13 protein-coding genes are annotated in these 11,798 nt (G+C 62.3%); 9 read left to right on the forward strand and 4 right to left on the reverse strand.

Going from position 1 to position 11,798, the window contains the following annotated elements:
• Window positions 1-34 precede the first annotated feature (34 nt).
• From ACGYLX_RS00655 to ACGYLX_RS00695, 9 genes are all read left to right on the forward strand, one after another.
• Complete coding sequence (locus tag ACGYLX_RS00655) at window positions 35-964, forward strand: ABC transporter ATP-binding protein (RefSeq protein WP_394446763.1); 930 nt, start codon at window positions 35-37, stop codon at window positions 962-964.
• Complete coding sequence (locus ACGYLX_RS00660; protein ID WP_067265544.1) at window positions 961-1,722, forward strand: ABC transporter permease; 762 nt, start codon at window positions 961-963, stop codon at window positions 1,720-1,722. Before ACGYLX_RS00655 ends, ACGYLX_RS00660 begins: the two co-directional genes overlap by 4 nt.
• Before the next feature lie 59 nt (window positions 1,723-1,781).
• Complete coding sequence (locus ACGYLX_RS00665; RefSeq protein ID WP_394446764.1) at window positions 1,782-2,579, forward strand: S49 family peptidase; 798 nt, start codon at window positions 1,782-1,784, stop codon at window positions 2,577-2,579.
• Between the two features lie 167 nt (window positions 2,580-2,746).
• Window positions 2,747-3,706: a calcium/sodium antiporter gene (locus tag ACGYLX_RS00670; RefSeq protein WP_394446766.1), complete on the forward strand. Its 960-nt coding sequence runs from the start codon at window positions 2,747-2,749 to the stop codon at window positions 3,704-3,706.
• Window positions 3,707-3,718: 12 nt separating this feature from the next.
• The gene (locus ACGYLX_RS00675; protein WP_394446768.1) at window positions 3,719-4,498 is read left to right on the forward strand and encodes an SDR family oxidoreductase; all 780 of its coding nucleotides are present in this window, start codon (window positions 3,719-3,721) and stop codon (window positions 4,496-4,498) included.
• 285 nt (window positions 4,499-4,783) lie between these two features.
• Window positions 4,784-6,652, forward strand: a complete 1,869-nt coding sequence (gene uvrC / locus ACGYLX_RS00680) for an excinuclease ABC subunit UvrC (protein WP_394446770.1) — start codon at window positions 4,784-4,786, stop codon at window positions 6,650-6,652.
• Window positions 6,653-6,737: 85 nt separating this feature from the next.
• The gene (gene pgsA, locus ACGYLX_RS00685; protein WP_067265553.1) at window positions 6,738-7,403 is read left to right on the forward strand and encodes a CDP-diacylglycerol--glycerol-3-phosphate 3-phosphatidyltransferase; all 666 of its coding nucleotides are present in this window, start codon (window positions 6,738-6,740) and stop codon (window positions 7,401-7,403) included.
• Window positions 7,403-7,648, forward strand: a complete 246-nt coding sequence (gene moaD, locus ACGYLX_RS00690) for a molybdopterin converting factor subunit 1 (protein ID WP_394411590.1) — start codon at window positions 7,403-7,405, stop codon at window positions 7,646-7,648. Before pgsA ends, moaD begins: the two co-directional genes overlap by 1 nt.
• Window positions 7,649-7,651: 3 nt before the next feature.
• Window positions 7,652-8,095 carry a molybdenum cofactor biosynthesis protein MoaE gene (locus ACGYLX_RS00695; protein WP_394446772.1) on the forward strand — a complete coding sequence of 148 codons (444 nt, stop codon included), beginning with the start codon at window positions 7,652-7,654 and terminating at the stop codon, window positions 8,093-8,095.
• Window positions 8,096-8,104: 9 nt separating this feature from the next.
• Here the strand turns inward: ACGYLX_RS00695 and ACGYLX_RS00700 are convergent, their stop codons facing one another.
• The 4 genes from ACGYLX_RS00700 to ubiA are packed head-to-tail and all read right to left on the reverse strand — an operon-like array spanning window position 8,105 to window position 11,793.
• A complete protein-coding gene (locus ACGYLX_RS00700; protein ID WP_394446774.1) occupies window positions 8,105-8,500 on the reverse strand; it encodes a VOC family protein in 396 nt (131 codons plus the stop codon).
• Between the two features lie 23 nt (window positions 8,501-8,523).
• On the reverse strand, window positions 8,524-8,847 hold the full coding sequence (locus tag ACGYLX_RS00705) for a hypothetical protein (RefSeq protein WP_007118939.1): 324 nt from the start codon (window positions 8,845-8,847) through the stop codon (window positions 8,524-8,526).
• Window positions 8,834-10,759 carry an OmpA family protein gene (locus ACGYLX_RS00710; protein ID WP_394446776.1) on the reverse strand — a complete coding sequence of 642 codons (1,926 nt, stop codon included), beginning with the start codon at window positions 10,757-10,759 and terminating at the stop codon, window positions 8,834-8,836. Before ACGYLX_RS00710 ends, ACGYLX_RS00705 begins: the two co-directional genes overlap by 14 nt.
• Window positions 10,760-10,818: 59 nt before the next feature.
• The gene (gene ubiA / locus ACGYLX_RS00715) at window positions 10,819-11,793 is read right to left on the reverse strand and encodes a 4-hydroxybenzoate octaprenyltransferase (protein ID WP_394446778.1); all 975 of its coding nucleotides are present in this window, start codon (window positions 11,791-11,793) and stop codon (window positions 10,819-10,821) included.
• Between the last annotated feature and the right edge of the window lie 5 nt (window positions 11,794-11,798).

Consider the following 11,798-nt stretch of genomic DNA (forward strand, 5'->3'; position numbering starts at 1 on the left):
TTAGGTTGCGCGCCTTACCAATGCGGAGACGACCATGCCGACAATCGTGGATATTCAGAACCTGCGTAAATCCTACGCGGGCGGTTTCGAGGCGCTCAAAGGGGTCAACTTGCAGATCGAGAAGGGCGAGATTCTCGCGCTTCTGGGTTCGAACGGGGCGGGGAAGACGACGCTCATTTCGACCATCTGCGGCATCACCACCGCGACCAGCGGCAAGGTGACCGTCGGCGGCCATGACATTCGGGATGATTTCCGCGCGGCCCGTTCCATGATCGGGCTGGTCCCGCAGGAGATCAATCTCGAACCCTTTGAGAAGGTCATCAACACCGTGCGCTTCTCGCGCGGGCTGTTTGGCCGTCCGGCGGATGAGGCGGTGTTGGAGAAAATCCTGCGGCAACTCTCGCTTTGGGACAAGAAAGACAGCCAAATCCGCGAGCTTTCGGGCGGGATGAAACGCCGCGTGCTGATCGCCAAGGCGCTGGCGCATGACCCGAAGGTGCTGTTTCTGGATGAGCCGACCGCAGGCGTCGACGTAGAACTGCGCAAGGATATGTGGGAAATCGTGGCGGGGCTGAAAGCCTCGGGCGTGACAATCATCTTGACCACCCATTACATCGAAGAGGCCGAGGCCATCGCCGACCGGATCGGCGTCATCGCCAAGGGCGAATTGCTGCTGGTCGAAGAGAAACACGCGCTGATGGCGCGCATGGGCAAGAAGCAACTCGAAGTCCAACTGACCGAGCCGATCACCGAAGTGCCACTGGCGCTGCAATCCCCGGACGTGGAGTTGTCCGCCGATGGGCAATCGCTGATCTACACCTATGACACCAATGCCGAGCGGACCGGCATCACCAAGCTGCTCTCCAAGGTCGCGGAAAGCGGTCTGGTGCTGCAAGACGTGGCGACACGGCAAAGCAGCTTGGAAGATATCTTTGTCGACCTGCTCAAGGAGGATGCGGCATGAACTGGACCGCGATCAAAGCCATCTACGCTTTTGAAATGGCGCGTTTCTTTCGCACCATCACGCAGAGCATCATCTCCCCGGTACTCTCGACCTCGCTTTACTTCGTGGTCTTCGGCGCCGCTATCGGCAGCCGCATTGATGAGGTCGAGGGCGTGAGCTACGGCGCCTTCATCGTGCCGGGGCTGATCATGCTCAGCGTCATCACGCAGTCGATCTCCAACGCCTCTTTCGGGATTTATTTCCCGAAGTTCATCGGCACGGTTTACGAGTTGCTTTCGGCGCCGATCAACTTCTTCGAGATCGTCATCGGCTATGTCGGCGCGGCGGCGACCAAGGCGCTCTTTATCGGCACGATCATCCTGATCACGGCCTTCTTCTTTGTCGACATCACGATCCAGCACCCCATCGCCATGGTGGCCTTCCTGATCCTGACCTGCATCAGCTTCGCGCTGATGGGCTTTATCATCGGCATCTGGGCGGGCAATTTCGAGCAGTTGCAACTGGTGCCGCTTCTGATCGTCACGCCATTGGTCTTCCTTGGCGGGTCTTTTTACTCGATCTCGATGCTGCCGCCGGTCTGGCAGGTGATCTCGCATTTCAACCCGGTGGTCTATCTGATCTCGGGCTTTCGCTGGGCGTTTTTCGGCGCGGCGGATGTGCCGATCATCACCAGCCTTGCCGCCATCGCGCTGTTTACGGCGCTTTGCCTCGGCGTGATCTGGTGGATTTTCCGCACCGGCTGGCGTCTGCGGGCCTGAGCCTACGAAACTTGGGCGTCCGCCTTGTTTGCGCGGGGTGGGCGTTCTACATGGAGGGCATGAGAATTCGGCTGCCCTTCCTGAAATCCCCGCCCAGCGTTTCCGTAATCCGGCTTTCCGGCATGATCGGCGCGCAGGGCCGCGCGGTGTTGAACGATGCCACCATGGGTCCGGTCATCGAAAAGGCTTTTGCCAAGGGCAAGCCTGCCGCTGTCGCCTTGGAAATCAACTCCCCCGGTGGCAGCCCGGTGCAATCGTCGTTGATCGGCGCGCGCATCCGGCGGCTGTCCGAGGAAAAGAACATTCCCGTCATCGCCTTCGTCGAAGATGTGGCCGCCTCGGGCGGCTATTGGTTGGCGGCAGCGGCAGATGAGATTTACGCGGACCCAAGCTCGGTCGTCGGCTCCATCGGGGTGATCTCGGCCTCCTTCGGGGTGCATGAGTTCATCCGCGAGCATGGGGTCGAGCGGCGCGTTTATACGGCAGGGCAGAGCAAATCCATGCTCGACCCGTTCCGCCCGGAAAACCCCGAAGATGTCGCCCGGCTGAAGGTGCTTCTCGAAGACATCCATGAGAACTTCATCGACCATGTGAAGACCCGCCGCGCGGGCAAGCTGCCCGAGGGGCAAGACCTGTTTACCGGGGAAATCTGGCTGGCGAAACGCGCTGCCGAACTGGGGTTGATCGACGGGATCGGCCATTTGAAACCGCTGCTGAAAGACCGCTTTGGCGACAAGGTCAGGCTGCGCCGCTATGGCGTGAAACGCGGGCTGTTGTCGCGCTTTGGCGTGCAGATGATGCAGGACGCGGTGCAGGGCATAGAGGAACGCGCGGCCTTCGCGCGGTTTGGACTCTAGCCCATGGTTTTCAAGATCGTCCTGCTATTTCTGGTGGCCATGGGCCTCATGGCTTGGTTTGGAAAAATGCATTGGCTGGGGGGCAAGCGCCTGACCCGGTCTAAATGCCGTGACTGCGGACGTTACCGCATTGGCAAAGGCGATTGTGCCTGTAAGGGAGGGCGTTGATGCTGATGCCATGGCTACTTTCGGGGCTTGGCCTCGTGATCCTGCTGTTTGCGGGGGATGCGCTGGTGAAAGGGGCGGTGAACCTGTCGCTGCGCCTTGGCGTGCCTGCGTTGATCGTTAGCCTGACCATCGTGGCCTTTGGCACTTCGGCGCCGGAGTTGTTGATCTCGGTCAAGGCGATCTTGGACGGGGTGCCGGGGCTGGCGCTTGGCAATGTCGTGGGGTCGAATACGGCCAATATCCTGATGGTACTGGGCATTCCGGCACTATTGGCGACGATGCACACCTCGGAATGCAGCACCCGCAAGACCTATAACCAGATGATCGCGGCTTCGCTCTTGTTCATCGCGCTGGCCTTCCGCGGCGTCTTTGACTGGATCGCCGGGCTGATCCTGCTCGCCGGGCTGGCCTATATGCTTTTCGACGCTTTCCGCGATGCCAAGGACCACCGCCACGCCTGCCGCAGCGGCGCGGCAGAGGATGAGGACGAGCCCGAAGGCGCGGACCCCGATATGGCGGGTTGGCAGATCGCGATGTTCCTGATCCTCGGGCTGATCGGCCTGCCCTTGGGGGCGAGCCTTTTGGTGGATAACGCCACGATCATCGCCCAGACCTATGGGGTAAGTGATACGGTGATCGGCCTGACGCTGGTGGCCGTGGGCACGTCGCTGCCCGAACTTGCGACCACGGTGATGGCGGCGCTGCGCCGTCAGGCGGATGTGGCGCTTGGCAATGTGATCGGCTCCAACATGTTCAACCTGCTGGCGATCATCGGCATTGCGAGCCTTGTCGGTCCGATCTCGGTCGACGAAGCCTTCTTGCGGATCGACCTATGGGTGATGCTGGGTGCGTCGCTTTTGCTGATCCCCTTCGTCTATCTGGGGCGCGATATCACCCGACTTTGGGGCGTGGTGCTCAGCGCGCTTTACGGGCTTTATTTGTTTATCATCCTGATCTGAGGAGGGCGGCAGATGCGGCGGGCATTGGTGACCGGAGCCGGGCAACGTCTGGGCCGCGCCATGGCGCTCTACCTCGGGCAGCGCGGCTTTGATGTGGCGGTGCATTATGCCACCTCGCGTGCCGGGGCTAAGGCGACCGTCGCCGAGATTGCGGCCATGGGCCGTAGTGCTGTGGCTCTGCAAGCCGACCTTCTCGACGACAGCGCAGCCGCGGCGCTTTTGCCCCGCGCGGCCAAGGCGCTCGGCGGGCCGATCACCTGCCTTGTGAACAACGCCTCGATTTTTGAGCAGGACGATATCACCAGCGCCACGCGCGAAAGCTGGGATCGCCATATGGGCAGCAACCTGCGCGCGCCCTTCGTGTTGACGCAGGCGATGGCGGGGCAGGGGCTGACCCCCGATACCGACGCCGGGGGAGAGCCGCGTGCCAGCGGTTTGATCGTCAATATGCTGGACCAGCGGGTGCGCAACCTGACGCCGGAATTCACCACCTATACGATCGCCAAGATGGGCCTTTGGGCGATGACGCGCACCAGTGCGCAGGCGCTGGCCCCCGCGATCCGCGTGAATGGCATCGGGCCCGGCCCGACCCTGCAAGGCCCGCATCAAGACTCCGATGACTTTTCCGCGCAGCGCCGTGGCACGGTTCTGGGCCGCGGCGCGAACCCCGAGGATATCACGGCGGCACTGGGGTATTTCATCGATTCGCCGGGGGTCACGGGGCAGCTTATCTGCACTGATGGCGGAGAGCATTTGCAATGGGAAACAAGCCCTAAATGCCCCCGAAACTGACGCGCATGCGGGAAGTTTTGCACGTCCTTAACCTATGTAACCAAAGTGTTACCGAAACCCTTTTGTTTTCAGAGGCTTGTTTCATGGTAAACAAAAGAATGAACGAAATCAGGATATTATGGGTGCGCCTAAAAAATAGGCAAATCAGCGAACCATGTTAAAAACAAAGAGAAATCCAAGATGCCCAGAAGTTATCGGCAGAGTTATCCACATGTTTGGTGGACATGTTAAAGCTTGCCCCCATTGCCGTCCTATTGCAGCGAAGCACGAGAATCAGCGCCTGAGATGACCACGCCCAACGACAGCCCTCCGCCGCAAGGCCGCAAGGTGATTCAGGCCTATCTGAAGTCGCTCGATTCCTCGCCGGGCGTCTATCGGATGCTCGATTCGGAAAGCCGCGTGCTTTACGTCGGCAAGGCGCGGAACCTGCGGGCGCGGGTGTCGTCCTACGCGCGGCCCACGGGGCATTCGGCGCGCATTTCGCGGATGATCGCCAATACCGCCTCGATGATGTTTCTGACCACCAAGACCGAGACCGAGGCGCTGCTGCTCGAACAGAACCTGATCAAGCAGCTTAAGCCCAAGTTCAACGTGCTGCTGCGCGACGACAAGAGCTTTCCCAATATCCTTGTCACCGCCGATCACGACTACCCGCAGATCAAGAAGCACCGCGGCGCGAAAAAGGAGAAGGGGAGTTACTACGGCCCCTTCGCCAGCGCGGGCGCGGTGAACCGGACGCTGAACCAACTGCAACGGGTGTTCTTGTTGCGGGACTGTTCCAACGCGATGTTCGACAGCCGCACGCGGCCCTGTTTGCAGCATCAGATCAAACGTTGCTCCGCCCCCTGTGTCGGCAAAATCTCGGCCGAGGATTATCGCGAGACTGTGCGCGATGCGGAGCGGTTTCTAAGCGGCAAATCGACGGATATTCAGGGCCGTTTGGCGCGGGACATGGAAGAGGCGTCAGAGGCGATGGAGTTCGAACGCGCCGCCGCCCTGCGCGACCGGATCAAGGCGCTGACGCAGGTTCAGACCGCCCAAGGCATCAACCCGCAGGGGGTGAACGAGGCCGATATCATCGCGCTGCACATGGAAAGCGGTCAGGCCTGCGTGCAGGTCTTCTTTATCCGCGCCAACCAGAACTGGGGCAACCACGACTATTACCCCCGGATCGGGAGCGAGATCGACGCCGCCGAGGTGCTGGAGGCCTTCATCGGCCAGTTTTACGACACCCGCGAGCCGCCCCGGCAGTTGATCCTCAGCAATGAGATTGAGAACCCCGATCTGATGGCCGAGGCGCTCAGCGGCAAGCTGGGCCGTAAGGTCGAACTGCTGGTGCCGAAACGGGGTGAGAAGGCCGAATTGGTCGACGGGGCCCTGCGCAATGCGCGCGAAAGCCTTGCCCGCAAGATGGCCGAGACGGCGACCCAGACCAAGCTCTTGCAGGGGCTGGCCGATGCCTTTGACCTGCCCAAGCCGCCGCAGCGGATCGAGGTTTACGACAACTCGCATATCCAAGGCACCAATGCCGTCGGCGCAATGATCGTGGCGGGGCCGGAAGGCATGATGAAAAACCAGTACCGCAAGTTCAACATCCGCGGCGATGACCTGACCCCGGGCGATGACTTCGGCATGATGAAAGAGGTGCTGCACCGCCGGTTCAAGCGGCTTATCAAAGAAGACCCGGACCGCAGCCGCGGCCTTTGGCCTGATCTGCTGCTGATCGACGGCGGCGCGGGGCAGGTGAGCGCCGTGGCCTCTATCATGGCGCAGCATGGGGTCGAGGATATCCCCATGGTCGGCGTCGCCAAGGGCATTGACCGGGACGCGGGCAAGGAAGAGTTCCACCGCGTCGGCAAGCGCCCCATGGCGCTGCGCCACAACGATCCTGTGCTTTATTTCGTGCAGCGCCTGCGGGATGAGGCGCACCGTTTCGCCATCGGCACCCACCGTGCCAAACGGGCCAAGGGGGTCAGCGCCACGCCGCTCGACGACGTGCCGGGCGTCGGCGCTGCGCGCAAGCGTGCGCTGCTGGCGCATTTCGGTTCGGCCAAGGCGGTAAGCCGCGCGAACCTCAGCGATCTCAAAGCGGTCGAGGGCGTATCGGATGCGCTGGCCGAGACGATCTACGGCTATTTCCATGAAAAAGGGTAGGGCGGGCGGCTCCGTGGTGGCGACGGCCCGCAGGCGGGGCGGTTTCGTCCTTTCAGCCACGAACGGCGCAAGATAGGATAACGTCATGAAATGGAATTTGCCCAATATCCTGACCCTGCTCAGGCTGGTCGCGGCCCCCGGTGTGGCGGTCATGTTTCTCTATTTTACGCGTCCCTATGCCGATTGGTTCGCCCTGCTGCTCTTTGTTGGGGCGGCGGTGACGGATTGGTTCGATGGCTACCTTGCCCGCGCTTGGGCGCAGGAAACCAAACTCGGCGCCATGCTCGACCCGATTGCCGACAAGGCGATGGTCGTGATCGCGCTCATGGTGATCGTCGCCTTCTCAAGCTGGTCGCCATGGCTGGTGCTGCCCGCCACGTTGATCTTGTTTCGCGAGGTCTTTGTCTCGGGCCTGCGGGAGTATCTGGGCGATGTCGCCGGCACGTTGAAGGTGACTCAACTGGCCAAGTGGAAGACGACATTGCAGATGATCGCCATCGCCGTGCTCTTCTCGCAAGGCGTGTTCGAGCATTACCTCGGGATGAGCGTTTTCGGGATGGACCAGCAGATGATCGAAGCGATCCTTGATGGCGAGGTCGAAGATCATCTCGGGCTGGGCTGGAAACTCGCCGGGATGGAATGGGCCGGGCTGCTGGGGCTGGCGCTGTTGTGGGTCGCCGCCGTGCTGACCGCCATCACCGGCTTTGACTATCTGCGCAAGGCGCTGCCGCATCTGAAGGAGCCACGCTAATGGATGTTTTGTATTTCGCATGGGTCCGCGAACGCATCGGCCTGCCCCGCGAACGGGTAGAAAGCACCGCCGCCACGGTGGCCGAATTGGTCGAAGAATTGCGGGGCCGGGAGGAGCGCTACGAAGTGGCCTTTTCCGACCTTTCCGCGCTGCGGGTTGCCGTGGATCAGGAACTGACCGATTTCGACGCCCCGCTGCAAGGCGCGCGCGAGGTGGCCTTCTTCCCCCCAATGACCGGGGGCTGAGCGATGCGCGTTTTGGTGCAGGAAGCGCCCTTCGATCTGGGTGAGGAAGCCGCGCGCTTTGCCAAGGGCGAGGGGCGCAGCGGCGCGGTCGTGACCTTTACAGGCGTGGTGCGCGACAATGATGCGGGCACGCTGAGCGCGATGGAAATCGAACATTACCCCGGGATGACCGAAAAGGCCCTGCGCGAGATTGCCGAGCAGGCGATGGGACGGTTCGATCTGCAAGATGCGCTGGTGATCCACCGCTATGGGCGTCTGGTGCCGGGGGAGCAGATCATGATGGTCGCCACCGCCGCGCGGCACCGCCGGCATGCGTTTGAGGCGGCGGAGTTCCTGATGGATTACCTCAAATCCCGCGCGCCCTTTTGGAAGCGCGAGATCACGGCAGAGGGGGACACTTGGGTCGCCGCGAAAGACGAAGACGAGGCCGCGTTGCAGCGTTGGTGAGCCTTCGGATCAGGCGAAACGCCCGCCTTTTTCGATGACTTCGATCTGGTAGCCATCGGGGTCTGCCACGAAAAAGAACTTCGCCACTGTCTCTCCGGCGGGGCGGAAATCAACGATCTCGCGCGGGGTGGCACCGGCTTTGATCGCGGTATCGCGCGCTGCTTCAAGGTCGTCGACCACGAAGGCCAGATGGCCGTAACCGTCGCCCAGATCGTAAGGGGTCTCGCGGTCCTTGTTGACGGTCAATTCCAGCTCGAAGGCGCCCGTGGCATCGCGCAGGTAGATCAAAGTGAAACTGTCGAAATCCAGACGGTCCGCGATTTTCAGCCCGAACACGTCTTCGTAGAACTTTACCGATGCCGCCTCATCAAAGACACGGATCATGGAGTGGGCGAGATTGGCCATGGCAGGGCTCCGAAGGTCTGGGGTTAGGCTTTCTGACGTTCGATATAGGCGCGCATCTCTTCGGCCTCATGGCGGGCGTCGCGCAGCCCGTCCATCGCGGCGCGCAGCTCGGCTTCCGTCTGGGCAAGCTGGTTGGTCAACTCGGCCTCGCGCTGTTGCAGATAGGTGATCGCCTGATCGCGGGTTTCCTCGGCCTCGTGCAGTTCTTGGCTCATCCGGTCCAGCTGGGCCACATCATCGGCAGCCACGCGGGTAAAGCGGTTCAGCAGCCAATTGGCGAACCACCCCATACAGAAGGCCACGAAAAGAATGATGGCTGTTGCCAGGACAAACTCAGTTCTGCTCATCACCGCTGCCTTCTTCGGTTTCGTCGGATTCCCCGATCTCTTCTGCCGTGGTATCGCCCGTTTCTTCAGCAGATTCCAGCGCTGTTTCGTCCTCGGGGGTCTCGGCCTCGGGCTGGATCAGGCGGAATTCGATGCGGCGGTTGGCTTCGCGGCCCTCTTCGGTCTTGTTGTCTGCGATGGGGTTTTCCTCGCCATAGCCCTTGGCCACGAAGGAGGAGGTCAGCACCCGGCGGGCGCGCAATTCGTTCAGAACCGATTCCGCGCGGCTTTGCGACAGCGACAGGTTCATCGATTCGCGGCCCTGACTGTCGGTGTAGCCCTGAATCTCCAGCCGGATGTCGCCGCAGTTTTTCAGCACCTCGGCGATATCGTCCATCGTCCCAAGCGCGGAGGCGTCGATTGTGGCGCTGCCCGGCTCAAAGGTGATCTTGCCGATCTTCAGGATTTCGCGAATTTCGGCTTCGCATTCTTCCGGTGTCGGCAGGCCCGCGATGGGGTCGAGCTTTTCTTGATAGGTGATGTCGATGCTGTAATCCGCCCCTTCGCCCAGCTTATCGGCCAAGAGCGAGGCGACGGTGGTGTTGGCGTCCTTATTGCCGGTGTTGCCCATCACCTCAAGCCGGTCGGGGGTAACTTTGACAGAGCCATTGGCGAGGGAGGCCATGGCCTCAAGCCCGGTCAGGACGCGGGTGGCCCAATCGCCCGGCAGGGTCTCGTCCAGCCGCGCGGCGGTATAGACGTTGGCCGAGCCGAAATGCGATTTCGCGTAGCTGTCGGCCAGATCGCGCAGCCCCTCGTTTGAGAGCCGCCCGCGCAGCTGCACCTGCCCCTCGGGCGAGAGGGTCGCGGTAAATTCGGGCGGGCCTGCTTCTGGGTCTTCGACCTCGGGCAGTTTCGCGGTCAGGGCAAAGACATCGGGAAGCGCGTTTTCCAATTCGCCCACCACGCGGTCGAATGTGGTGGACTCGGTGCCGGGCGCGGCCAGCAGGGTGATGTCCGCATCGGCGAAAGAGATGCTGCCTTGGCCCAAACGGCCCAGTGCGTCGATGGTCAGCGCCACGGCGCGGCCCCAGTTCGGGCTGGGCACGCCCAGACCGATGGTGCAATCGGCATTCTCAGGCGCGCCGGTGGTGATGCCCGCTTTCAAGATACGGTCGGCGGCGGCTTCGGTATCGGCAGAGCAGGCATCGAAACGCGCGCCTTCCGCGTCGATCTCAAACCGCAGGGTGAAGGGCGTGATCACCGGACGCGGGGCGGCGATATCCAGCCGCAGACGCAGGCTGGGCGGAGCGGCACGTTGCAACTTGCGCTCCATCTGCGCCTTGGCGGCGGCGCTGTCGGCGATGGCGGTGATGGTCACCCGCCCCGCATCGACCGAGGCTTTGGCCCGGGGCAGGTCGGCCATCGCCTGCACGGCAAAGCTCAGCGCGTCTTCCCAGCCTTCGGGGGCGGGATAATCCGCGGATTCCAGAAGATCGGTGACCGAGGCGTCGCCCGCCATGTCGGCAAAGGCGTCGATCACCGCCTCGCGGTCGGTGCTGGTGGGGATCAGACCAATGATCGAGATGCCCGCGTCGTTGCGCAGCACTTCGGCAGAGAAACGCGGCGGGGCGATGCCGGATTGGGCCTCGACCTCCATCTCGTCGATGACGCGGGCGGCGTCGACCACGGTGCCTGCGGTCGACAGGGCGCGAAAGCGCACGGCCTCGGTCGGCGCGATCCCGGCGAGGGTGACCTGCAAGCCATCGGCCTGCACTTCGGCCCATGTCATGCCCTGCGCGTCCAGCGCGTCACGCACGCCGATTTCCGAGGTGTCTTCGATCAGTTGCACCGAAAAGCTCGCCGCCACCAGAGAGACCACCGCTGCGGCTGCAAAGGTCAGGGCGATCGTGAAAATGGCGGAGAGGCGCATGGGCGGACTTCTGATTGTTAAGCTTGCGACTTGATACGCGCGTCCTGCCGGGGGTGCAATCAGGCCAGCAAGCTTGCCGCGAAAAACAACAGCGGGATCATGCCGGTATCGCGGTTGGCCCGGAAGAGCTGCAAAAGCTTGGCATTGTCCTTGGTATCCAACCCGCGCAGCTGCCATGCCATATGCCATCCCATCGCCCAAGGCCCGCCGAGGGCCAGCGCCAGCGCCAGCACCGAGGCTTGGGGCAGCCCGGCATAGATCACGGCAATCCCCATCAGCCCCACCGTGGCCATCAGGAAGCGCCGCAGCCATTTGCCCGAATTCTCGCCAAAGAGCCGCGCGGTGGATTTCACACCGATCAGCGCGTCATCTTCGGCATCCTGATGGGCATAGATCGTGTCATAGAACAGCGTCCAAGCGATGCCCGCGAAGTAGAGCACCACGGCAGGCGCATGCAGCGTGCCTGCATGGGCCGTCCAAGCCAGCATGGCGCCCCAGTTAAAGGCGAGGCCCAGAAAGACCTGCGGCCACCAAGTGAAGCGTTTGGCAAAGGGGTAGACCGCCACCGGCAAAAGCGCCAGCACGCCCATGGCGATGGCCGCTTGGTTGAATGATAGCAGGATCAGCAGCGCCAACAGCATCTGCCCCACCATCCACGCCAGCGCCTGTTTCACCGATACCGCGCCCGAGGGGATGGGCCGCAGCCGGGTGCGGGCGACCTTGCCGTCGATATGCCGGTCGGTGATGTCGTTCCACGTGCAGCCTGCGCCGCGCATCAGGAAAGCGCCGATGCCGCAGCCTGCGAAGATCCACAGATCCTCCCACCGCGGCGACTGGTCGAAGAGGATCGCAAGACTCAGCCCCCACCAGCAGGGCAGCAGCAACAGCCATGTGCCAATTGGCCGATCTGCGCGGCTCAGCCGCAGGTAGGGGCGCAGCCCCGCCGGGGCGCGACGGTCGACCCAATTGTCGGCCACCGCATCGGCAACAGGCGCATCGGGCGTAGCATCTGGCGAAGGCGGCTGGTTGTGCATATATC

It is taken from the genome of Sulfitobacter sp. 1A13496 (assembly GCF_043557225.1).
In the GTDB taxonomy this organism is placed as follows: Bacteria; Pseudomonadota; Alphaproteobacteria; order Rhodobacterales; family Rhodobacteraceae; genus Sulfitobacter; species Sulfitobacter faviae.

Excerpts from the sequence above, each read along its gene's own strand:
- ACGYLX_RS00655 (WP_394446763.1), top strand. The coding sequence starts at position 35 with ATGCCGACAATCGTGGATATTCAGAACCTGCGTAAATCCTACGCGGGC.
- ACGYLX_RS00660 (WP_067265544.1), top strand. The coding sequence starts at position 961 with ATGAACTGGACCGCGATCAAAGCCATCTACGCTTTTGAAATGGCGCGT.
- ACGYLX_RS00665 (WP_394446764.1), top strand. The coding sequence starts at position 1,782 with ATGAGAATTCGGCTGCCCTTCCTGAAATCCCCGCCCAGCGTTTCCGTA.
- ACGYLX_RS00670 (WP_394446766.1), top strand. The coding sequence starts at position 2,747 with ATGCTGATGCCATGGCTACTTTCGGGGCTTGGCCTCGTGATCCTGCTG.
- ACGYLX_RS00675 (WP_394446768.1), top strand. The coding sequence starts at position 3,719 with ATGCGGCGGGCATTGGTGACCGGAGCCGGGCAACGTCTGGGCCGCGCC.
- uvrC (WP_394446770.1), top strand. The coding sequence starts at position 4,784 with ATGACCACGCCCAACGACAGCCCTCCGCCGCAAGGCCGCAAGGTGATT.
- pgsA (WP_067265553.1), top strand. The coding sequence starts at position 6,738 with ATGAAATGGAATTTGCCCAATATCCTGACCCTGCTCAGGCTGGTCGCG.
- moaD (WP_394411590.1), top strand. The coding sequence starts at position 7,403 with ATGGATGTTTTGTATTTCGCATGGGTCCGCGAACGCATCGGCCTGCCC.
- ACGYLX_RS00695 (WP_394446772.1), top strand. The coding sequence starts at position 7,652 with ATGCGCGTTTTGGTGCAGGAAGCGCCCTTCGATCTGGGTGAGGAAGCC.
- ACGYLX_RS00700 (WP_394446774.1), bottom strand. The coding sequence starts at position 8,500 with ATGGCCAATCTCGCCCACTCCATGATCCGTGTCTTTGATGAGGCGGCA.
- ACGYLX_RS00705 (WP_007118939.1), bottom strand. The coding sequence starts at position 8,847 with ATGAGCAGAACTGAGTTTGTCCTGGCAACAGCCATCATTCTTTTCGTG.
- ACGYLX_RS00710 (WP_394446776.1), bottom strand. The coding sequence starts at position 10,759 with ATGCGCCTCTCCGCCATTTTCACGATCGCCCTGACCTTTGCAGCCGCA.
- ubiA (WP_394446778.1), bottom strand. The coding sequence starts at position 11,793 with ATGCACAACCAGCCGCCTTCGCCAGATGCTACGCCCGATGCGCCTGTT.